Raw genomic sequence first — 23,444 nt, 5'->3', positions numbered from 1 at the left:
ATCTCATTTCTACGACCATTTTCAAAATGAGGACACGCCCTAAATAAAACGGATACAAGGCATTACGACGTGGAACTGGTACAAATTTTTCTTACTTGCTGTGCCTGCGCAGACAGAGGTTGCAAAAACTTTGTACCAGTCCTGTGATATCTCTTTTATATTGACCTGACTATATAGAATCATGGTCATTATACTTTGTTCATTATGGTTTTCGCTATCGTATTAGATCTCATGCTCACTATCAACGGGCACTTCATGATTATCTTTGCGTTTTTCTTTTTTATTGTCTTCTTTCTTTTGACGTCTGGCTTTCTGCTTTTTTCTAGCTCTCTTTGACTTTTTGTCATCAATGTCATCATCATTGGCCTGATTGTCATCCCACAACATCAAACGGCTCAAGACTTTGCCAAATAAAGTGTCTTTGCGATAGCGGCTTTTTTTATTCATCGTATCGATGGGCAGGCCAGTCATCAACGTCAGCGCTTCACTGAGCGTATAAACACCATAAATATGAAAGCTGCCAGCACTAACAGCGTCAATTATATCGTCACGCAGCATGAGTTGTTTGACATTGGCCATCGGAATGACCACGCCTTGTTGCCCAGTCAGCTCTTGCTCGCGGCAGGCATCAAAGAATCCGGCAATTTTTGCATTGATACCGCCAACGGCCTGCACTTCGCCCAGCTGGTTCATGGAGCCAGTAATGGCAAAAGACTGATCAATTGGCACGTTTGCTAAGGCGGACAATAGCGCGCAGCCTTCGCTGACGGTGGCACTATCGCCATCTATATGCGCATAGCTTTGCTCAAAAGCGAGCGAGGCGCTAAAATTCAAGGCATGGTGCTGACTAAATAGCGCCCGCAAATAGCTGGTCATAATCAGCATACCTTTGGCGTGTAAACTACCGCCCAAATCGACATCGCGCTCGATATCGAGAATTTCACCAGCGCCAATGTTTGGCTGAATAACGGCAGTTAAACGTGCTGGCATACCGAACTCACTATCCGCATAGCTCACCACCGTTAGGGCATTTACTTGCCCAACCGCATTGCCTTGAGTTTGGATAAGTTGCTGGCCATTTTTGAGCTCATCCCAATACAGGTCGCGTAAGTATCCTGAGCGTTCATCCATATCATCGATGGCCTGTGTGACATGATGGGCATCGACTATCGTTTCACCGCTTAAACGTGCATGGCGATTGGATTCGTGAAGAAGTTTAATCAGTAAGTCACTGTGCAGACTGAGGCGATCTTGGTCTTCTGCTTGTAAGCTTAAGTGCTCAAGAAGCGCGGCTTGTGCATACCGATTAAATGGGTAAAGGTTGGCATAGTCGATGATGTCAGCCATTTTTGCGACCAGTGCCAATTCATGATCGCTGGTGCGAATCACGTCATCGTGAAAATCGGCGCGCACTTTGAATACCGCATCAAACTCAGGCTCAAGTTCCAACAATTCATAATATAAATCTGCTTCGCCCAATAAAATAACCTTAACATCAAGATCAATGGGCGCAGGCGATAACGATAAGCTACCTGTCAAGGTCAGCATTTGCTCAAGACTAGATAGCTTAATTTTGCGTGATTGTAGGGCGCGCTTGAGACCTTGCCAAGCATAAGGGTGCTCCAGTAAGTGACTAGCCTCTAATAACAGGTAGCCACCATTGGCACGATGTAAAGCACCCGCCCGAATCATACTGACATCAGTGGTCACCGTCCCCAATTGCGTGATTTGTTCAACATGTCCCAATAAATTTAAGTGAGTTGGCAAATCTTCAAAGACAACAGGGGCACCGCTGTCAGGCGTATGACTGACAATGACATTGACCGCATAACGGCTCGGTGTCGTGGCCAGCACTGCCGTGACAAACTCTTCATCATCGCCATTGACGATACGCTCCACATGGGTAACCATGTCGTCAAATACGGCTTTGAGATACTCAATGACCAGCGGATGAGTGACAAATTGCTCATAAACAGGCGCAAACAAAGGCTCTAGTGCGCGCTTTGCAATACTGCGATGCAGCGTTTCTATAGCATCATTGGCTTTGTCTTCTATCTGTTCCAAAGCAATGGTCAGCTGACTTAGCCGTTTTTGCATATGATTTTTTTGTGCAAAGTTATTCAATTCAGCTTCGTATTCACTATTGTCATAGGCACTCACTTCGTCGTCTGCATTCACCGCATTTGTTTTTTTGCTATCATTTAGTGGTGATTTATTTTTATGTTTGGCAGAGAGTGGCGTGCTGCTATCCTCATGGCCGTCACCGTCTGTCGGTAACTGACTTGGATGTACAAACACGGCTTTATTATCAAAAGAGCGAAATGTCAATGCTAAATCATATTGCTTACCTTCGGCATTGAGCGCTTCATAAGCATGGCTTTCTTTTTGATGGGTGTTATTTTTAATGGCTTCGATTTTGCTTTGATATTGATCGCTACGAAAGCGTTGGCTCAGTCGTTTTTTTGCTTGTTGCCATAAATTATTGACGTGGTGTTGCAACAGCGTTGCTTGACCAGCGGGCAGGCGCAAAGCCACTGGAGTGCGTGGGTCGGTAAAGTTATGCACATAGACCCAATCGTCAGGTGTCGCTGCATCGGCGGCGATACGATGTAGCAAGCGGCTGATAACGGTGCGTTTTCCTAAGCCATTTTCACCAGCGGCAAATACATGATAGCCACTGGCTTTGATGTCTATGGCAGTATGCAAGGCCTTGAGTGCGCGCTGTTGACCAAAGCCAACATCCAAGTCAGGTGCAGTGCGTGTGTCGGTCGGCAGCTCATCTGGCTCGCTATAACGTTTGAGCTGTTCAGCGGTGATAAGACAGCGTTGTTTAACTTCTATAAAAATAGGATGTGGTACGGTCGGCTTAGTGTTTTTCGACTCAGAAGTGGGTGTTGCCATATGATTAGTGTCTTTTGATACTTGAGAGATAAGAGTGTTTGGCTGTTCAGTCATAAGTGTATGGTATATCATCTTAAAATAGGTAAGGAATGATTAGGGATTATATAGCCCCTAATCTTTGATTTATTTTTCTCAGATTTTTATGTTTGGCTTTTCACGCTAAATGTGAATAGCTAATAAGAGCATCTTACAAGATATAACCGTGCTTTAGATAAGTCATTAGACGCAATTTTGTATCATTATGAGCGTAGTTGCAGTGTATGATTGATATTAAGTAAAAGAGCTACACAACACTATAAAGCGAGACTGGTACGAATTTTTCTTGCTTACTTTGCCGTGACAGACAGAGACTGCAAAAAATTTATCCCAGTCACTCTGACTCTTTCTATATTAATCTGAATATATGATGTATAAAAAAGTGGTCAATGAATAGCAAGTTTACGGCTATTAAAGAAGAATAACAGCTCAATATAGGCGCAGATAGTATAAGATGTCTCACATTGAGGCGATCTGCAACTATTCAATGGGCAGACTGCATGATAAAATAGACGGTTCACATGTCAAAACTGGATAACTCGTTGTATGTCAGCTTCCGCTAAAACCTTTTCATCGTCTGCCAAAACGGGCAATATCCATATTGACCCGACTGGTTTTGTAAAGCTTGGCTCACAATTGCCAGCGCTCGCCAACACCTTGTCGCAAGCAATCGACACTCTAAGTCTATCCTTGAGCGACACGCAGCAGCGCACGTTATTATTGTACTTAGACCAGCTTTTGTTATGGAATAAAGCGTATAATCTGACCGCAATTACCGATCCAAAAGAAGCGCTGATCAAACATGTGATTGATTGCTTGGCTATTATAACGCATTTGCCATCAGGGTCACTGCTGGATATTGGTACGGGTGCGGGTTTGCCTGCCGTTATTATTGCGATTTGTCAGCCTGAGCGTCAGTGTACAGCACTTGATAGCAATCAGAAAAAAATCCGTTTTATTAAGCAGATTAGTAGCGAGCTTGGTTTGACCAACATGCAGCCTATTGCGTCTCGTATTGAAGCGCATGAGGCAAGTTATGATGTAGTCACGTCTAGAGCGTTTGCGAGCTTGATAGACTTTGTCAATGTGGCACATCCACGATTGGCGGATGGTGGTTATTTATGCGCTATGAAAGGTAAAGCGCCTAGCGATGAAGAGTTACAAGCGCTCGAGAGTGATTGGCAAATCAAGACGATTAAGCTAAACGTGCCACAATTGCATGATAGTCGTCATTTAATTGAATTGTCTTATAAAAATGTCTAAGCTATGAGCATGTGTTCAATTGTCAAACAGCAATGACTTTTTTGTGTTTGGTATGAGTTGAATTTTAAAGAAAATAACAGTAAAAGACCCCCATTAAATTGAGTGAGTGTATGGAAATCATAGCAATTGCGAATCAAAAAGGCGGCGTGGGTAAAACCACGACGGCGGTAAATTTGACCGCCAGCTTGGCGGCTAAGCGCAAGCATGTACTACTGATTGACTTAGACCCACAGGGCAACGCGACCAGTGGGACTGGAGTAGACAAAAATGAGTTGGCGCTCACCATAGCGGACGTTTTGCTGGATGGTGTGTCGCTGTCTGACGCCATTGTCACCAGTCCAGCAGGTTTTGATGTCATCGGTGCCAATCGTGATTTGGCGGGTATGGACATCACTTTGATGAATAAGACCGACAGTCATGAGTTGTTTAAAACAGCTATGGAAGCGTTGGTTAATGAGCAATTGGCCACGCAAAAGCCGCCTTATGATTATGTGATTATAGATTGTGCACCTAGCTTGAATTTGCTGACGATTAATGCCTTGGTTGCGACTGATAGCGTTATTATTCCTATGCAATGTGAATACTATGCTTTAGAGGGTTTGGCTGATTTGTCGCAGACGATTGAGCGTTTAACGGAACTAAATCCTAAACTGTATATTCGCGGTGTTGTAAGAACGTTATTTGATGCGCGTAACACACTGGCTCGCGATGTGTCCGCAGAACTAGAAGCGCACTTTGGCGACATTATGTATAAAACCCATATTCCAAGAAACATCCGTTTGGCAGAGGCACCCGCTCATGGCTTACCTGTCATTGCCTATGAAAGATGGTCAAAGGGCGCGCGTGCGTATCAAAAACTAGCAGCAGAAGTGATGAAGCAAAGCAGCTAGTTTTTATATATGCGTTTTTTATATAAAAAATAACACTGATTATAGTAGTAAGTGATCAGCCAAATAATAAAGCATTTAACATCGTATTTAGTAAGCCGCCGCAATAATCAATTGGCTTTTATTTTAGCGTTAGAGGATAGGTAATCATGGCGAAGAAAAGAGGGTTGGCCGCCAATCGAGGCTTGGATGCCTTATTAGGGTCAATCAAAAAGGAAAAGCAAATTACCGCCTCTGCCTTGCAAGATGATATGGCTGCGCGTGAGCATACTTTGCCCGTTGACGCGTCAAATACAGATGAACCTGCTGAAACAGATCAGGCGGAAGCCGGTAAAAAATCAGCGACAAAAACAGTGAATACCGAGACGTCTGAAAACAGTAATCGTAAAGCACGTGTGCCGCGCACGACCATTAAAGCACCCGTCAATAAAGTGCGTGCTAACGGAGCGGATACAAGTGTAGCAGAAGATCAGATAAGCTTGGTACAAATCGATGTGATGCGTTTGCAAGCGGGCAAATATCAACCGCGCCGTGATATGAGTGAAACGGCACTGGCAGAGCTGGCATCTTCTATTGAGCAGCATGGCGTGATGCAGCCAATCGTTATCCGTCCACTGCTAGCCAATGAAGATAAGAGCGAAGCGTTCGTTACTCACGAAATCATTGCTGGTGAGCGGCGCTGGCGTGCCGCAAAAATGGCAGGGAAGTTGGTTATTCCAGCGATTGAACGTGCTTTGTCTGATGAATTGGCGATTGCACTGGCACTGATTGAGAATATCCAGCGTGAAGACCTATCAGTGATTGAACAGGCTGCGGCATTGCAGCGCTTTCATACAGAGTTTGGTATGAGTCATGCCATGATTGCTGAAGTCGTTGGTAAGGCACGTACAACGGTATCGAATCTATTACGCCTAAATCAATTACATGACACCGTAAAAGACCATTTAGCCAACAGCGCTCTAGATATGGGTCATGCCCGTACACTGCTGGCCTTATCGTCTGAGCAGCAGCCTATCATCGCGCAAAAAATCATTGATGGTGGCATGACAGTGCGTGAAGCTGAAAAGCTGGTCAAATCAATTTTGCAGCCTACGCCTAAAGCCACTCGGGTTGAACAAGCGCAATCTCGCGATGCTGAACAATTGACTCGAAGATTGACCGACATGCTAGGGGCTGAAGTAAAACTCAAGCATAAAAAAGATGGGCAGGGCAGCGTTGAGATATTTTTCCACAGCCAAGACCAGTTAGCAGCGTTGATTAAGCACATAGAAGCACAAGCTTAAGACATTGAATGCATTTAACGACAACCATTCAAATACTTTGGTAATAATTGTTTTTGTAGAAATATAGAAGAGAGCTAATATGTGGGAGTTGGTCAAGGCGGGTGGATGGTTGATGACGCCTATCGTGGTGTGCTCAATATTGGCGTTGGTCATCATCATCGAGCGTAGCCATACCTTACAGTTTAACAAAATTGCACCGAGCCGATTGCGTGAACAACTGATAACCCGTTTACGTGAAAACGGTGATATCGGCCGTACGCAATTGATGAATGTCAAAGAAAAAACGGCGCTGGGCGATATTTTGGCGACAGGTTTGCTCTATCGTCAGTATGGGTTAGAGTCGATGACAATGCATATGCAGAATCGCGCGAGCGTGCAAATTCATCAATTAGAAAAAAACATCAATATGCTAGGTACGATAGGAGCCATAGCACCGCTGCTAGGTTTATTGGGTACGGTATTGGGTATTATCTCTTCATTTTTAGCGATTACTGATGGGGCGATGCAAGATCCCACGATGCTGGCCGCGGGCGTGTCTCAAGCGCTTATTACTACGGCAGCCGGTATGATAGTTGCCATACCAGCACTTGTGGCTTATCGTTATTTTCAGCGCCGTATCATTGATATCAACGCTCAGTTTGAGACCCAAGCAGGGCTTATGATTCAAGAGTTGTATGACTATAAGTTGCTTGAAAACACTTCTGTCTCTAGTGCGCATAAGCCTGAGCGTGATAGCGCATCCGAGGGACATTCAAGTCAAGTCATGAGCGTGCAGTGAGCTTATAGTTGATTGACTATAGCAGGTCAAGATAAAGTGATGGCAGTAGCATCTTAGTATCGGCAATTATGCGAATAATCGATTGAGCAGAATTAGTAATAAGTGAATTAAAGAGAGTAATATGCGCTTTAGAAAACCGACTGTTGAGCCACTCGAAATTAACTTGACACCAATGATTGACTGTTTACTATTTTTGATCGTATTTTTGCTACTGGCAACATCATTCAATCATTTTAGTCGCTTAAATATTATTCTTCCTGAAGCTGAAGGTGTCGCACTGACCGAACAAAAAAACAGCATCGAAGTGGCGGTACAAGAAGATGGCAGTTATTTGGTCAATGGTATTACTCTGGCCAGCAGCAATGAAGCTGAGTTAATTAGTATGCTACAGCAAGAGGCAGGCAGTAACCGTGATATGTTGTTTGTTATTGCCGCAGATGCCAACGCCACGCATCAATCAGTGGTGCGAGTAATGGATGTTGCTGGTAAACTGGGATTTTTAAACCTGAATATTAGTACGGTTGTGCCACTTGGTCAGCCATTGCCGCAATAATCTATAGCGATTTTTGCTATAGATACTCTTATAAAACTGTGCAATAGGCACAGCTCATTCATATCATGATATCCAAATTGAGGCTTTTATGAGCCAAGCACATTTACCTGACTCTACAAAAAATTCTGCCATAAAACGGTCAGCAGTGCCCTCTAATATACCTAAACGTAAGACACTGCTACGCTTACTCAGTTATCTCAAACCCTATTGGTGGGCATTACTACTGACGGTTGTCGGGTTTGCTATTAATGCGGGGACAGAAATTTGGATTGCTAAACTATTGCAGTACATTACTGATGCAATCAACCAAAACGATCAAAGTAAACAGGCCTTATTTCCACTATTGATTATATTGCTATTCTTTGTGCGTGGTGTGGGTAGCTTTTTGGGTAATTATTATTCTGCACTGGTATCACGTCATTTGGTTTATGAGCTGCGCGTAGAAGTTTTTAATAAACTGCTACGCTTGCCAAGCTCGTTTTATTTGGCCAATCCAGCGGGCACTATCTCGTCCAAATTGATATTTGATGTGGAACAGGTAACGGCCGCCAGCACTGATTCTATGAAAACCTTAATACGCGATGGTTTGACAGTTGTCGCATTGATAGGTTTTTTACTTTATAGCAATTGGCGCTTGACCTTGATTTTATTTGTCGTGCTGCCGCCTATATTGTGGTTAATTCGTGTGGCTTCTAAGCGATATCTTAAACTCTCGAAAGGTATCCAAGAGACGATGGGCGATGTCAGCCATATTACCAATGAAGTCATCGGCGGCTATCAAGTGGTCAAAAATTATGGTGGACAAGCATACGAATCCAAGCGTTTTGATAAAACATCAAAAAAGAATTTACGCCAAGGTATGAAGGTGGTTGTTACCAACAGTATCAATACACCAGCAGTGCAGTTGCTCATGGCTATCGCCATGTCAGTTGTGGTATGGCTTGCCCTACGCCCATCAGTGATAGACGATATCTCGGCGGGTGCGTTTATTTCATACATCGCGGCTGCTGGTTTGCTCAGTAAGCCGGTGCGCTCACTGACTGACGTCAATCAAAAGCTGCAAAAAGGCATTGCAGCAGGTGAGTCGATATTTGCCTTATTAGATGAACCAGAAGAAAAAAATACAGGGGTGCTTAGTCCCACGTTGTCAGGTGAGATTTATTTGGATAACGTCAGTTTGGTTTATCCTGATTCTACCGTGGCCCTGCGCGATTTTACGCTAGATATACGAGCTGGTGAAACGGTAGCATTGGTAGGGCGCAGTGGCGCTGGCAAATCCTCTTTGGTTAATTTATTAACCCGTACTTTATCGACCACTTCAGGGCAGATTACCTTAGACGGCATAGCGATTGAGAACATTACTTTAGAATCTCTACGTTCTCAAATTGCGATGGTCAACCAGCAAGTGGTTCTGTTTAATACCACGGTATTAAACAATATCGCTTATGGTAGTTTGGCCAATAGAACGCAAGCTGAAGTTGAAAAAGCAGCAAAAGATGCCTTCGCACATGATTTTATTATGAAGATGCCAAATGGTTATCAAAGTGAAATCGGCGCTGAAGGCTTGCAGCTGTCTGGTGGGCAGCGTCAGCGTTTATCGATAGCTCGAGCGCTCCTGAAAGACGCGCCAATTTTGATCTTAGACGAGGCAACCAGCGCCCTTGATAATGAATCAGAGTATTATATTCAGCAAGCGCTTGATAACGTCATGAAAGACCGTACGACGCTGGTTATTGCTCACCGTTTGACGACTATCGAGTCTGCCGACCGTATTGCTGTACTAGATGGCGGTCAAATCGTTGAGCTGGGCACACATGAGGAACTGATACAGCGACAAGGTCATTATGCGCAAATGTATGCCCGAGATTTTGAATAGAGCTATGGATTTAAATAAGATTATTGAATAGTGTCTTAGAATAATTTAACGATTAAGCCGCGCCAAACCAATCAGGTAAGTGACGAATGAGTATTGAGACGACAGTGACGCGTGCATGGCAACGTCAAGCCGCTTGGTTGTGGCTGTTGCTGCCTATTAGCTGGTTATACGGCCTCATTACCCTGATCCGTCGTCATGCTTATAAGACTGGCGTATTATCAAGCTATTGTGCGCCCGTTCCTGTCATGGTCATTGGCAATATTAGCGTTGGGGGCAGTGGCAAGACGCCGTTGATTATTGCGTTGGTTAATCATTTGCAAAAACAAAGGATTTCAGTCGGCGTCATTAGTCGCGGTTATGGTGGCGATACCAGTCAGATGCCAGCGCTGGTTAGTGCCAACAGCTTACCCAATGTGGTAGGAGACGAGCCATGTTTGATCGTCAATATGACAGGGGTAGCAATGGCCGTATGCCCCAATCGCGAGCAAGCCATTACTACCTTGTTGGCAGCGTATCCTGATTTGCAATTGATTATTGCTGATGATGGCTTGCAGCATTATGCACTGCAACGTGATATTGAATGGATTGTGGTAGATGCGGCACGAGGTTTTGGTAACGAGCAATTACTACCTACTGGGTTCTTACGTGAGCCAATGTCACGGCTAAAAGGTGCAAGCGTTATCTATCATGAACGTCCGAAGACCATATCAACCCACAATAAGGGTAATCAGCAACCCGCAAACCGTCTGACCATGCATCTCAAAGCGGATGACATACAGCGCTTATGGCAACCCATATCCTTCAACAGTCAAATAAGAGAGAAAGCGCCTGAAAAGGGTAGCAAGATACATGCCGTGAGCGGTATTGGTTATCCGCAGCGTTTTTTTGATACTTTAGACTTGCTTGGCTTCGATGTTATCGGACACTCTTATCCTGATCATTATGATTTTAGCTTGGCTGAACTGTTACAGTATGGCGATCATCCAATCATTGTCACTACCAAAGACGCAGTAAAAATAAGAGCATTACTGCTAGAGTATACCGCCGAGCAAGCACTGCCCGATGATTATAAAACGCTTGTGAGCAAATTGTGGGTATTGCCAGTAACCGCGGTATTGTCTGATAGTTGCTACCATCATTTACAACAGCAGCTAGATCACGTAGGTATCGATATAAAAAGTGGTCAAAATGAACACGCATTATAATAAATACTGATCGATACTATGGCACAGCAAGCAAGAAAATTTATCCCAGTCCCTTATCATAATGCACAATATTCATTTCATTTAGTATCGATTATATAAAACCATATAAAGGTTGCCATAGGAGCAAACCATGTCGTCTGTCATCACGCCCGCTAAAACTCATATCGTCATTCCTGCGCGATTTAAAAGCGAACGTCTGCCTGGCAAGCCATTACTCACTATCCACGGCAAACCAATGATTCTTTGGGTTGGGGAAAAGGCGCAAGCTGCGCACTTTGCTGATGATATGTGTATTGCCACTGACGATGATCGTATTGCCAAAGTATGTACAGATGCAGGTTTTGACGTGGTAATGACCAGTGCAGATCATGCGTCTGGTACTGATCGTTTGGCAGAGGTTGCGGCGATCAAAGGCTGGCCTGACCATGATATTGTGGTCAATATGCAGGGCGATGAACCGCTTGTACCGCCGTTATTGCTGGAGCAAGTGAAAGCACTTCTTGAGGCAGACAGTGACAGCGTTATGGCCACTTTATGTGAAATTATCGATGATTATGATACTTTTCAGCGTCCGTCTGTAGTGAAGGTGGTCAGCCAGTATGCCAAAGGTAGGCAACGTGCGCTTTACTTTAGCCGTGCCCCCATTCCTTGTGAGCGCGATGTTGTATTGGCCAATAAAAACCTTAAGCAACCGCCAAAAAACGCTTATCGACATTTAGGGTTATATGCTTACCGCGTCAGTCTATTGCAGCAGTTTGTCCATTGGCCGCAAACACCGCTTGAGATGCTTGAGAGCTTAGAGCAATTACGTGTTTTAGAGAATGGCGGACACATTGCAATCACTACGGCTGCTTGTCAGTTACCAGCTGGTGTTGATACAGTGGAGGACTTGGCGCGATTAAACGCGATGAGTGTGGCGGATTTTCAAAATCCTGTACATCAGCATACTAAGCAATCGAGTAACTAAGCAATCGAGCAATGAAGCAATGTGATAGAGCAGGACAGTAGCCATGAATAATACAGTAGAAAACAGCAGCGTTGCAGATAGCATGTACTTTGCGCCATTATTACCATGGCAGCAAGCGTTGTGGTCGCAACTGACGACACGGGTACTATCACAGCAATCTTTGCCTCATGCATTGCTCGCGGCAGGTATGCAGGGTATGGGTAAACGTGCTTTTGTATGGCGGCTGGTCGCTTGGCTGTTATGCCGTGAGCGCGAAAACCATCCAATGGGTGCTTGTGCAGCGTGTGAAAGCTGTCAATGGCTAAGATCAGGTACGCATCCAAGTTTGCAAGTATTGCCAATTGCTCGACTGCCAATCAGCACAGACCATGTTAATGATACAGATAAATCGAGTAGCACCGCAAAAGACAAAAAACCGACCAAATCAACCAGTAATAGTGTACTTAAAATTAAAGTAGATGACATTCGTGCCTTGCAACCCTTTATCTATCAAGGCGGGCAAGGGATGCGTATTTGTGTGTTAGATTATGCTGAGCAAATGACTGTTGCCGCGGCCAATGCGTTACTCAAAACCCTTGAAGAACCGCAAGCACAAGTTCACTTGTTTTTAATCAGTGATGCGCCAGCTCAGCTACTTCCAACCATCAAAAGTCGTGTTCAGCAGCTGGCACTGCAAACGATTGATACGACAGTGGCTATGGACTATGTGACGACTGCACTGGGTCATATCGTCAATCGTGAGGCAGTCGGTTTAGCTGCGATTGAACAGCTGATTCAACTGGCTAATGGCGCACCGCTAGCCGCGATAGCGATGGCGAAAGCACCATGGTACAGTAAGCGTGCTTTATGGCTAACGACTTGGCAGGCGTTACGTAGTGGTAAACGCAGCAGTGTGGCCGCCAGTGACTATTGGCAAAACCAGTTGGATATCGCAGCGTTTATTCAGTTGTCGGAGATGATGCTCCTTGATATGCGCCGTGTCTGTTTAGGGCTTAGCGAACTACAAAACGACATCAATCTATCAGCCATACTAGAAACCTATCAACCAGCTGATAATGGATTGGCGTTATTCGCCAGTAGCTTACAGCAGACCAAAACTGCCCTACAACAAAATGTGCAAGAGAAATTTGCTTATGATAAGCTGATGCAGGAATTGGCATACTTATAAAATAGCATGACACGTTTGCATATGGCTGTTTGCTTACCGTTTGGCGTTTCGTAAGCCCATTGCTTTACAGACCGTTGATAACCCATAAAAACACATTAAATTTAACTAACCAAGGAAGCTGACTATGCCAATGCCAGGACGCGGCGGAATTTTAACCTGCCACATTGAAAACATCGAAACGTTATACGCCAGCTATTTGTCCTTTGTCAGTAATGGGGCAATATTTGTACCCTCTGACCAACCTCAGCAATTAGGTAATGAAGTATTTATTGCCATTACTTTGCCCAATTCTAGCGAGCGTCTGCCTATGAACGGCAAGGTCGTATGGATAAACGCTAAAGCACAGAGCGGTCGCCCAGCAGGTTTTGCTGTGCAAATTGGTACTGATATCGCTGGTCAAAAAATTAAGAACGAGGTCGAGCGTTTATTGGCGGGTAAAATAGATGGCTTGCAATCTACTTATACCATGTAGCATCTGATATGATCTTAAATAAGTAGCGCTATAAAAAAGCAACCCTATATTTTATAAGGTTGCTTTTTTTATAAGCGAAATAAGATTAAGTAGATATCAGCGCACCCTAGTAACGCGGTGGCACATACATATCATCTGGAATGGGTTCGCGGTAGTATTCATCATCACGTTTACGCTCAGGTAGTTCGACCTCTTCACGAGGCACTTCCTTATAAGGAATCTGTTCGAGTAGATGGGCAATACAGTTTAGTCTGGCGCGTTTCTTACTATTCCCTTCAACAACCCACCACGGTGCTTCAGGAATATGAGATCGCTCAAACATGGTTTCTTTTGCTTTGGTATAATCCTCCCAGCGCCGACGCGATTGTAGGTCCATTGGCGAGAGCTTCCATTGTTTGAGGGGATCATGAATACGGCTCATAAAGCGCGAATGTTGCTCATCGTCAGTAATTGAAAACCAATACTTGACCAAACGAATACCTGAACGTACTAGCATACGTTCAAAATCAGGTACTGATTGAAAAAACTCCTCGTACTGCGCATCGGTGCAAAACCCCATGACTCGTTCAACGCCTCCGCGGTTATACCAGCTGCGATCAAATAAGACAATCTCGCCAGCAGCTGGCAGCTGAGCAACATACCGCTGAAAATACCATTGTGACTGCTCGCGTTCAGTAGGTGCAGGTAAGGCAGCCACTCTACAAACGCGCGGGTTTAGGCGTTGAGTAATACGTTTAATCGCGCCGCCTTTGCCAGCAGAGTCACGCCCTTCAAATATCACCACAATGCGTTCACCGCGATCGACCACCCAATCTTGTAACTTTATAAGCTCTCGCTGTAGCCGCACCAATTCTTGAAAATACATACGACGATCAAATTTTTCCTGCTCACTCATCTCATAGCCGTTAAAACGAAAATCACGTATGTAATCATCGACTTCATTTTCAAGCTCTTCATCGTACGTATCGATTAAGTCTTGGTGCATTTTCCGACGCAGTTCATCATCAAGAACTTCTTTTTCGATACGTTCAGAAAGGATGACTTGCTCCATATTGTACTGATCTAAGTGCTCCTTAGTCGTTAAAGCTTGAAAATCAGGTGTTACATAGGGTTTTGTCATAACCAATTCTTCCGAGCCAAAAATGACTTGCCTTATTTTTTTTAATAAAACTTTTGTCTTACGCATAAATATTACCTTTGTTTGGCGTATCGGCTTTTTTAAGAGATTATTATCTAGACCGTTTCTATAATAACAAAGTATAGACAAAAAAAACCACCTTCTAATCTATAGATTAGAAGGTGGTTTAAGATTTAAATGCTACTTATCTAGCGGCTAAAGAACTATTTTTCTAGAATGCAAGTTACGCCTTGACCACCCGCTGCACAGATGGAGATCAGCGCTCGACCTGAGCCTTTTTGATCCAGTAACTTAGCAGCAGTCGCTAAGATACGGCCGCCAGTGGCTGCAAATGGATGGCCAGCAGCCAATGAAGAGCCATTCACGTTCAATTTGCTACGATCGATAGATCCGAGTGGCGCATCAAGACCTAGACGCTCTTCACAAAACTTTTCATCTTCCCAAGCCGCTAGTGTCGATAATACTTGTGAAGCAAACGCTTCATGGATTTCATAAAAATCAAAATCTTGTAATGTCAGACCAGCGCGCTCAAGCATGCGTGGTACAGCATAGGCTGGTGCCATTAGTAGACCTTCTGTCGTACCAGACTTGCCAATGAAGTCAACCGCTGCTGTTTCTTGATGAACAATGTAAGCCAGTGGTTTTAGGCCGTGTTCTTTTGCCCACTCATCAGTACCCAGTAGTACACAAGAAGCACCATCTGTGAGGGGAGTAGAGTTGGCCGCTGTCATCGTTGGATGGGCGTTCTTTTTGCCAAACACGGGCTTTAATTTGCCTAGTTTTTCTAGCGTGGTATCTGGACGCAAATTGTTATCACGAGTCAGACCTTTGTATGGGGTGATTAAGTCATCAAAGAAACCGTCATCATAGGCACGGGCAAGGTTTTGATGACTATTAAAAGCAAGCTCATCTTGTGCCTCACGGCTGATATTCCACTCAAGCGTGGTAATCGCCTGGTGATCGCCCATCGATAGACCTGTACGTGGCTCACCGTTTTGTGGGGAATCAATCAAGTCTTTTGGATTCAGACCCATTAGGGCTTTTAGACGCTGTTTGTTGTCTTTTGCCGCACCAAGCTTGATAAGGACTTTACGCAGGCCATCGCCAACCGCGATAGGAGCGTCAGAGGTGGTGTCGACACCGCCCGTAATGGCTGAGTCGATAATACCGAGTGCAATCTTATTGGCAGAGGCAAAGGTCGCTTGCAAGCCAGTACCACACGCTTGTGAGATATCATAAGTTGGTGTATGTGGATTGAGTGCTGTGTTTAGAGTGGCTTCACGAGTGAGGTTGATGTCGCGGCTTAGTTTCATGACTGCACCAGCCACGACTTCGCCTACGACTTCGCCTTGCAGGTTATAGCGTTCAATCAGGCCATCTAGAGCCGCTGTTAGCATGTCTGTATTGCTGACGTCAGCGTATGAGCCGTTTGAGCGAGCAAATGGGATGCGGTTGCCACCTAAGATAGCCACACGGTTTTGACCTGAGATAACCTTAGTTTTACTAGATTTTTTAGCCGTTGTTGCAGGTTTTTTGCTTGCCACTGTTGTTGCTTTATCTTCGGCTGTGTCTTTTTTGGTGCTGTCTGATTTATTAGGAGACGCCACGTCAGCAGACTTTGAGCTGGTAGGGGCATTCGAGCTAGTAGTGGTATCAATGGCTGCTGTGTCTTTGTCATTATTTTTTGTATCATTGACTTTTATGACAGTGCTTTCAACAACGGGGCTATCAGGATGATTGTTTTTGTTACTCATAATGTTATCCTTAAAAATATAGGTAGAAAAAGAAAGGTAATATTAAAAATGATTGTTAGGTTATCAAAAAAAACATAAGCGAATGCTAGCATTTATTGTGCTGTATAACTGTTTAAGATAAAACGATTTTTACTGTCTTAATGTATATCTTTGGCAAATTATGTGACGCTCGTAAACGGTCAAGAACAAGATTGCTACCCACAGATGCTATCTTATTAAACTAGGTGGTCTTGAATAATGATATTGCATAACCGCATATTTGATAATATATTGTTATCAATAATTACGTTCCCCATAACTTATACGTTTAATATTAGCACAATATGATATTTTCAGGTGCTAGAAAAAGTTGCCCTCTTGTATACTAGCTTGTTTACAGATTGTTATAGACATTAGTGGTTTTTGGACTTGTTTATGATGAAAGTGTATAGTTAAGGCAGTTTTAGCCTCATTTACTTTATATCGATAATTATGATGTTGATACGCCTATGTAATAGGTGCATTTTATTCACTGTTTACTCTTATTTAACCATCAGCTATAGGATTATATTATGTCAGACCGTTATGGTGATTTTGTTCAGTCTTCTATTGGCAAAAAAGTTGCAAAAAATTTAGGCTTGCCTTTGCCAGTCACTCTCGATCGTTTCGAGAGTGGTGAGCGTTTGGTACGTGGTAGTGTGTTGGTTGGTCGTGCTGATGGTGAAGATAAAAGTGTCAGCGAGTCAGTAGCGCGTATCTTGTCAGATGTCCATGCTGAAGTGTTTGTGAATAGTCGTGATGATATCAAAGACGCTCTTGCGGATGCGGGCATAGAAGCAAAAGCCAATACGGGTGGCGATGATAAATTTAAAGTTTTATTGTTTGATGCCAGTAATATCAGTAATGCAGCCCAGCTTAAAGAAATATATGAGTTTTTTCACAGTGTGGCTCGCCGCGTAGAAAAATCAGGCCGAGTCATCATCGTTGGTCGCCCACCAGAGGATATCACGGATATCGAAGCTGCCTTGGCGCAGCGTGCGCTTGAAGGGTTTGTGAAATCAGTTGGTAAAGAGTTTAAGCGCGGCGTGACTGCCCAACTTATCTATGTCGCAGAAGGTGCTGAACAAAATCTAGATTCGACGTTAAGATTTTTTACGTCAGCCCGTTCATCTTATGTCTCAGGTCAAGTCGTTCGTGTGAGCAAAGGAGATTCAGTGGATGTCGATTGGAATCAACCGCTAGGCGGTAAAACTATGCTGGTTACTGGCGCAAGCCGCGGTATCGGTGAAGCAATTGCTCGTGTATTAGCGCGTGAAGGCGCACACGTTATCTGTCTGGATGTACCACAGCAACAGTCTGACCTACAAAAAGTCGCTAGCGAAATCAGTGGCTCTGCTTTAACGGTTGACATCACCAGTGACGACGCGGGCGCCCAAATCGCAGATGCGGCACAAAAACGTGGTGGTCTGGACTCGATTATTCATAATGCGGGTGTGACACGTGATAAAACGCTGGCAAACATGGACGAAAAAAAGTGGGATATGGTAATCGATATCAATTTAGGCAGTATCGCTAAGCTGAACCGTTACTTATTAGATAATGATGTCCTCAAAGAAAATGCCCGTATCGTTTGCGTATCTTCGATCTCAGGTATCGCCGGTAACATGGGTCAAACCAACTATGCGACTTCTAAAGCGGGCGTTATTGGCTTGGTTGATGCTACGGCAAAACAACTAGAAGACAACGCAAAAGGCATGACAATCAACGCAGTCGCACCAGGATTTATCGAAACGCAAATGACAGAAGCCATTCCATTCGCTATTCGTGAAGCGGGTCGCCGTATGAACTCAATGAGTCAAGGCGGTTTACCAGTAGACGTGGCTGAAACCATTGCATGGTTGGCATCACCTGCTTCTGGCGGCTTAAACGGCAATACCGTACGTGTTTGTGGTCAAAGCTTACTTGGTGCATAGCATTCATTAAATACATAGTATTGATCGTTTAGTAGGGGTAGATGTTAATCGCGCTTTTGATAACTTTATGATATAGCGCATTATTTTTAATTTATCTAACATATGCTTACGAAAGAATTGCTGATAAATTGTAATAAAGCTGCCCAAGGGTGGCTTTTTTATGATAAAAACACAGAAACCATACGCCAGATCGTTTTCTGCTGTTATAGTTAGGTCAATATAAGAGTCAGCAGAATTGGTGCAAATTTGTCATAAACTCTGTCTGCGTAAGCACAGCAAGAAAAATTTGTATCAGTCCTGCGTTATAATATCGTATATCACTTTTATTTAGCACCGACTATATAGTCGCTTATGCAATGAATTAAACATAGTACTTACGACATTGCTTATTGCTAGAGCTTAATCCACGTATTCATAGCGCCTCTACATGCACCCAGAAAATTTGTTCAAGCCCCACTTAGGATTTATTTATGTCAGACAAACATTATGATGCGTTGCCAAAAGCGCATACTACCTATGCCAATATCGTAAAAAGTTTACTACCGATCGGTAATAGTGGCAAAATTAGTAAAGATCAATTGCCACAAGCAACTTATTATGTGGATGATTTGCATATCGAGCAGGATAATTTAAACGACTATCGCAAGATCTGTGGTTTTGCTGATAATGGCAAAGTGCCCGTTACTTATTTTTCTGTACTGTCGCAAGCGCTGCAAATGAATATGATGGTCAAAGAGCCGTTCCCGTTTGCTATGTTGGGTTTGGTGCATGTTGAAAATAGCGTCACTCAATACCGTCCTGTTGGTGAGCGCGAAACGGTCGCTATGTCAGTCACTTTTGACAATTTACGTGACCATGCTCAAGGGCAACAGTTTGACTTTGTGACGACGGTCAAATCAGAGAACGAAGTGGTATGGGAGGGGACATCTACTTATCTATCTCGTAGCAAAAAGCCTAGCAGCAGTCAGGACAAAAAAAGTACGCCGCGCCCAGTAACCGTCAAGCCATTGGTCAACGAGAAAGGGGTACATAGTATCTTCGAAGTACCAGAAGATATCGGCCGTCGGTATGCCTTTGTTTCAGGCGATTTTAACCTTATCCATTTGCATCCACTATCTGCTCGCGCATTTGGGTTTCCTAAGGCGATTGCTCACGGTATGTGGTCAAAGGCCAAGTGCCTTGCCATGATGGACGAGCTACCTGACGCATGTACGGTTGACGTGTCATTTAAGCTGCCTATCTTTTTGCCAGCTGAGGTAGAGCTTATCGCTGATCCAGTGGCGCAGCTTGAGAACGCAGAAGACACGTGTGCATTTGGTTTATATAGCTCAAAAAATGACAAGCCGCATCTGGCTGGCGTTGTTAGATTACAGAGCAACAGCAAATAGTATGAGACAACTTTTATCTTAATAGCCATATTTAACGAACATACTTATTATTATGACTTCACATAAAGACGCAACAAGTTTGAAGCTATCTGATAACTCAGTAATGACTGATACTGCCAATGATACTGGTAGCAGTAATAATGCTATCGGCGATAGCGCGCTTGATAATGGCGTGGATCTTGCTGCTGTTATTGACCCATATTTTCGTCCTGATGCCAACACCATAGTATGCGGCGCACTTGACGACACAAAGGTTGTCGCTTTAGCGAAAGCGGGGATTGAACTGGTGATTAATTTACAGCCTGATGACGAGTTGAGCTTTGATGAATCAGCAGCGGTTGAGCGCGCAGGGATGCAGTATGAGCATCTGCCTATCAATGGCGCTGCAGACTTAAAGCAGCTCAAAATTTTGGCGTTTGATAATATATTGCGTCAACATCATGGTAAAAAAATAGCCGTGCACTGTGGATCAGGTAATAGAGTGGGTGCAGCGATTGCACTACGAGCAGGCTGGCTACGTGGTCGTAAGATGGACACGGCTATGGAGCGTGGTCGCAGTCATGGCTTGACCAAGCTTGAAGATGAAGTTTATAAGCGTTTGCTAGTACCACGTTAAAGCATCATCATTACTGAGTAACAAAAAGGCGACCTATAGGTGGCCTTTTTTATGAGCAAATACTCTATTTATATTTATCATATGAACGCTAAGTAGCGTAAGTACCAATAGGTGTTAGGGGCCAGTGTGGTTTACTATACCCAGTTATTTTATAAAGAGGGAGCGGCAAAGTCATGACCGACAATCATAAAAACAACAATCAGAACCAAGATAAGCAAATCAATGAAGCACTTCAGCAACGCTTACAGCAATTATTGATGGATTTACAATTGGATGGTGGGCCAGCAGGTGGTGCTGTGGTTGTTTATCAAGCAGGCAAGTGTATTGCTGAGGTGAGCATCGGCATGGCACGTTCTGATGTGTCGTGGCAACCTGATACGTTGGCAATTAATTTTTCGACGGGTAAAGGCGTATTGGCAACGCTGATTCATGTACTGGTCTCCCAGCAGATGCTCGATTATGATGTGCCTATTGCCAACTATTGGCCTGCATTTGCAGCACAAGACAAAGAAACCATCACTTTGCGTAGCGTCATGTCACATCAAGCCAATTTATTCTCAATTCAGAGTATCGATGTCGATAATGAAATCATACTTGACTGGCATACCATGCTAAACAAAGTTGCTGCAATGCCCATAACGCCACCCGACAATGCCGAATCGTATGATAGTGCTTACAGTGCGTTGATATATGGCTGGGTATTAGGCGGGGTAATAGAGGCAGTGACTGATATGTCGCTGGCCGAAGCATTAAGCCAATACCTAACCACGCCTTTAGGTATTGCGGACAGTTGCTATTTTGGTGTGCCTGATAAAAAAATCGCGAAAGTAGCGACACTGGCCAGAGACTTTGGCGGGTTAGTTGATGACAATCCTGCGCCACTGACGTTACGTAATAGACGCCATAAGCCTACCTTAAAAGTAGACTCTCAAAATACCTTAAACACTTATGCAAATTTGCCCAGCTATTCGTGTTGGCAACAGCACACGTTAGAAAACCAAGCGGCAGCTCACCATGACCAAGATAACGACAAAATCAAGCTATCTGATGATAAGCCGCCTGTACTGGATACCATGCAGATTAACAGCCTATATTTTAACAAAAATCACCTCAATTTAAAGAACTATAAGGCGGCGCTTATTCCCGATAATAAAAATACGCTCGACTATCACGATCGTGCGACGTTACAAGCGGTCATTCCAGCGGCCAATGGTGTTGCTTCAGCGCAGGCATTGGCAACCATTTATGCGATGTTGGCCAATGGCGGCATTTGGGAAGGACAAACGCTCATTGATAATGAAATCGTTAAGCAATTGTCTGTATCACAAGTCGCAGGTTTAGACGCCGTCATGCCAGCAAAAATGTACTGGCGCTTGGGTTATCATAGAGTGTTTCACTTTTGCTCTGATAAGGAGGCTAATACCATGGACTCTGAATGGTCAAGTTTTGGACATATGGGTTATAACGGTTCGGTTGCTTGGTGCGATCCCAAACGTCAGTTGTCATTTGCTTTTATTCACAATTTTGATACCACGATGCTTCATGATATTCGTCAGTTTGCGCTAACAGAAACGGTATTGAGTCTCATAGATGACATATAGTCAGATCAATATAAAAGAGAGACTAGGATAAATTTTTGTAGCCTCTGTCTGCAAAGACGCAGTAAGCAAGAAAATCTATCCCAGTCTCCTTCGTAAACAGCGGCTATTGAACGGAGACCATAGAATGGTGCTTAAGAAAATAATTATCAGGATTTGTTCGGTGTCATTTTAAGCAGTCTTGTCGCGCTGAGGCCATGCATAAATACTGAGATCAAAATAACAATAGAACAAACGATCCACAATTTGAGCGCATCTTCCTCACCGAAAAAGCCTTGATTGAGAGCATAGGATAAGTAATATAACGTGCCAATACCGCGGATACCTAATGCTGATATCGCGTACTTTTCGGTGCGCGGAAGATTCAGTCCTGATAGCGCAATGAAGCCACCGATTGGACGAATGAATAACAAAAAAGCAAAGCTGACGACATAGACGCGCCATGTAAGCTCAACCCCAGATTGTAACCCTTGACCGATAAATATACCAAAAGTGACCAATACTAATGACATCAGCAAGCCTTCTGATTGTTCTGCGAAGTCGTGTAGCTTTTGATGATAAGAGTGTTCATGCTCTGAACGACGAAAGGCAAATGCTGCGATAAATACCGCGATAAAGCCATAACTGTGTACAAATTCTGCTAGCCCATAAGCGACCAATGTGAGAGCAATGACCACATAACCTTGGGAAATAGCAGTATCTCCGCTATATTTCGAAAATATCAGCTTGGCCATGAGTTTACCGACGATAATACCAACCACCAAACCTGCGCCAATTTTCCACAAGACATCGTGGGTAAACCATGACCAAAGCATTTCAGTAGTAAAACGATTGCCTTCGCTAAAAGCTTCTGCCATTTTTATGGCTAAATATACGAATGGAAAAGCCAGCCCATCATTCAATCCTGCTTCTGACGTTAAGGTGAAGCGAGGTGTGTCTTCACGGCCTGTATTGGGCGGGCCTACCTGAATGCTAGATGCCAATACTGGATCTGTTGGTGCCAATGCAGCACCCAGCAAAATTGCTGCTGCGAGACTCAATCCAAAGGCATAATACCCCAATACTGCCATCGAAAAGATACCAATCGGCATGGTAATCAGTAAAAGGCGTGCCGTAGGCCGCCATAATCGCCAAGATAGGGGCGTATCAATCTTTATACCTGCACCAACCAGTGAGACTATCACAACAAACTCAGTAAGCTTTTCGATGACCACGCCATTTTCTATGGGGTCTAAAAAAGTCAGCGTAATCCAAAAGTAGCCTACTATTGCCCCCAACGTCACTTGTAACATGGGCAAGGAGATAGGAGTTCGTTTAAATAGAATAGGAAATAGCGCGCCAAATAAGAAAGCGATGCCGCAGATCAATAAGAATAAATTGTAGTTTTCAATCATAAGTTTTATGCCGGCCACTATATTGGTGAAAGACTGTTTTGTGCTATTAAAGAGCTATAGTTAGGTCAATATAAAATAGAGTCAGCAGGACTGATACAAATTTTTCTTGCTTGCTGTGCCTTCACAGACGAAGGCTACAAAAAATTTGTCTCAGTCCTGCGTCATAATACTGTGTATCCATTTTATTTATGATCGACTATATTTTTTAGAAATAA

Annotated in this window: 18 protein-coding genes; 14 read left to right on the top strand and 4 right to left on the bottom strand. The window is 43.8% G+C overall.

Annotation, left to right across the window (positions count from 1 at the left end; genetic code table 11):
* Positions 1-222: 222 nt before the first annotated feature.
* Positions 223-2,901: an AAA family ATPase gene (locus tag M917_RS10380; RefSeq protein ID WP_406622020.1), complete on the bottom strand. Its 2,679-nt coding sequence runs from the start codon at positions 2,899-2,901 to the stop codon at positions 223-225.
* A gap of 582 nt (positions 2,902-3,483) precedes the next feature.
* Here M917_RS10380 and rsmG point away from each other — a divergent pair.
* The 10 genes from rsmG (at position 3,484) to M917_RS10330 (ending at position 13,389) form a co-directional block, all read left to right on the top strand.
* A complete protein-coding gene (rsmG, locus tag M917_RS10375; protein ID WP_021814792.1) occupies positions 3,484-4,200 on the top strand; it encodes a 16S rRNA (guanine(527)-N(7))-methyltransferase RsmG in 717 nt (238 codons plus the stop codon).
* A 110-nt stretch (positions 4,201-4,310) separates the two neighbouring features.
* Positions 4,311-5,090 (top strand): ParA family protein, encoded by a 780-nt coding sequence (locus tag M917_RS10370; protein WP_021814791.1) that lies wholly within the window; start codon positions 4,311-4,313, stop codon positions 5,088-5,090.
* 146 nt (positions 5,091-5,236) lie between these two features.
* Positions 5,237-6,370, top strand: coding sequence for a ParB/RepB/Spo0J family partition protein (locus M917_RS10365; RefSeq protein ID WP_021814790.1), 1,134 nt, complete (start codon positions 5,237-5,239; stop codon positions 6,368-6,370).
* Between the two features lie 79 nt (positions 6,371-6,449).
* A complete protein-coding gene (locus tag M917_RS10360; protein WP_040642592.1) occupies positions 6,450-7,148 on the top strand; it encodes a MotA/TolQ/ExbB proton channel family protein in 699 nt (232 codons plus the stop codon).
* A 121-nt stretch (positions 7,149-7,269) separates the two neighbouring features.
* Entirely contained in the window at positions 7,270-7,701 is a 432-nt protein-coding gene (locus M917_RS10355; RefSeq protein ID WP_021814788.1) for an ExbD/TolR family protein, read from the top strand.
* An 88-nt stretch (positions 7,702-7,789) separates the two neighbouring features.
* Positions 7,790-9,577, top strand: coding sequence for a lipid A export permease/ATP-binding protein MsbA (msbA, locus tag M917_RS10350; protein ID WP_021814787.1), 1,788 nt, complete (start codon positions 7,790-7,792; stop codon positions 9,575-9,577).
* Between the two features lie 86 nt (positions 9,578-9,663).
* Positions 9,664-10,782 (top strand): tetraacyldisaccharide 4'-kinase, encoded by a 1,119-nt coding sequence (gene lpxK, locus M917_RS10345; RefSeq protein WP_021814786.1) that lies wholly within the window; start codon positions 9,664-9,666, stop codon positions 10,780-10,782.
* A 130-nt stretch (positions 10,783-10,912) separates the two neighbouring features.
* Positions 10,913-11,749: a 3-deoxy-manno-octulosonate cytidylyltransferase gene (kdsB, locus tag M917_RS10340; protein ID WP_021814785.1), complete on the top strand. Its 837-nt coding sequence runs from the start codon at positions 10,913-10,915 to the stop codon at positions 11,747-11,749.
* Positions 11,750-11,792: 43 nt separating this feature from the next.
* Positions 11,793-12,917 (top strand): DNA polymerase III subunit delta', encoded by a 1,125-nt coding sequence (locus M917_RS10335; RefSeq protein WP_021814784.1) that lies wholly within the window; start codon positions 11,793-11,795, stop codon positions 12,915-12,917.
* 124 nt (positions 12,918-13,041) lie between these two features.
* A complete protein-coding gene (locus tag M917_RS10330) occupies positions 13,042-13,389 on the top strand; it encodes a PilZ domain-containing protein (RefSeq protein ID WP_021814783.1) in 348 nt (115 codons plus the stop codon).
* Positions 13,390-13,495: 106 nt separating this feature from the next.
* On the opposite strand, the gene ppk2 is transcribed toward M917_RS10330, so the two are convergent.
* Together ppk2 and M917_RS10320 are read right to left on the bottom strand one after the other, a co-directional pair.
* On the bottom strand, positions 13,496-14,509 hold the full coding sequence (gene ppk2, locus M917_RS10325) for a polyphosphate kinase 2 (protein WP_264629463.1): 1,014 nt from the start codon (positions 14,507-14,509) through the stop codon (positions 13,496-13,498).
* Positions 14,510-14,730: 221 nt separating this feature from the next.
* Positions 14,731-16,281, bottom strand: a complete 1,551-nt coding sequence (locus tag M917_RS10320; RefSeq protein ID WP_021814781.1) for an acetyl-CoA C-acetyltransferase — start codon at positions 16,279-16,281, stop codon at positions 14,731-14,733.
* A gap of 551 nt (positions 16,282-16,832) precedes the next feature.
* Here M917_RS10320 and M917_RS10315 point away from each other — a divergent pair.
* The 4 genes from M917_RS10315 (at position 16,833) to M917_RS10300 (ending at position 21,838) form a co-directional block, all read left to right on the top strand.
* A complete protein-coding gene (locus M917_RS10315) occupies positions 16,833-18,233 on the top strand; it encodes a 3-oxoacyl-ACP reductase (protein ID WP_021814780.1) in 1,401 nt (466 codons plus the stop codon).
* A 470-nt stretch (positions 18,234-18,703) separates the two neighbouring features.
* The gene (locus M917_RS10310; protein WP_021814779.1) at positions 18,704-19,621 is read left to right on the top strand and encodes a MaoC family dehydratase; all 918 of its coding nucleotides are present in this window, start codon (positions 18,704-18,706) and stop codon (positions 19,619-19,621) included.
* 52 nt (positions 19,622-19,673) lie between these two features.
* Entirely contained in the window at positions 19,674-20,237 is a 564-nt protein-coding gene (locus tag M917_RS10305; protein ID WP_021814778.1) for a beta-lactamase hydrolase domain-containing protein, read from the top strand.
* A gap of 173 nt (positions 20,238-20,410) precedes the next feature.
* The gene (locus tag M917_RS10300) at positions 20,411-21,838 is read left to right on the top strand and encodes a serine hydrolase domain-containing protein (protein WP_021814777.1); all 1,428 of its coding nucleotides are present in this window, start codon (positions 20,411-20,413) and stop codon (positions 21,836-21,838) included.
* A gap of 146 nt (positions 21,839-21,984) precedes the next feature.
* Here M917_RS10300 and M917_RS10295 read toward each other — a convergent pair whose 3' ends face one another.
* Positions 21,985-23,229: a cation:proton antiporter gene (locus tag M917_RS10295; protein ID WP_021814776.1), complete on the bottom strand. Its 1,245-nt coding sequence runs from the start codon at positions 23,227-23,229 to the stop codon at positions 21,985-21,987.
* Between the last annotated feature and the right edge of the window lie 215 nt (positions 23,230-23,444).

The organism is Psychrobacter aquaticus CMS 56, from assembly GCF_000471625.1.
GTDB lineage: Bacteria > Pseudomonadota > Gammaproteobacteria > Pseudomonadales > Moraxellaceae > Psychrobacter > Psychrobacter aquaticus.
The sequence above is the reverse complement of the archived record's forward strand: the minus strand, read 5'-3'. Positions and strand labels throughout refer to the sequence as shown.